Source organism: Corynebacterium striatum ATCC 6940 (assembly GCF_000159135.1).
Lineage (GTDB): Bacteria > Actinomycetota > Actinomycetes > Mycobacteriales > Mycobacteriaceae > Corynebacterium > Corynebacterium striatum.
In genome coordinates, this window is record NZ_GG667600.1 from 1 (window position 1) to 214 (window position 214).

The following is a 214-nucleotide window of genomic DNA, read 5'->3' on the forward strand; positions in this document are numbered from 1 at the left end:
AGAGTCGGAGCCGATTCACTCGTAAGCCGCCTCAACAACGACCACCGAATCCGTATCGGAGACTTCGACATGCGCAAGGCCACCGCCCCAATAGAACCGGACGAATAAAGCAAACAGCCGGGCCGACTCCGTCGGCCCGGCCCCGGTACCAACTACCCGGAACCCGGCAGTACCGGGTCTCCGGAACACCGGTACCCAAAACCCGCATCTGACA

The 214-nt window shown here is 61.7% G+C and carries 1 pseudogene; it reads left to right on the top strand.

The annotated features are described in order from the left end of the window. Positions 1 to 108 (top strand): annotated as a pseudogene (locus tag HMPREF0308_RS14485) (ATP-binding protein); the annotation flags it as partial. Positions 109 to 214 lie beyond the last annotated feature (106 nt).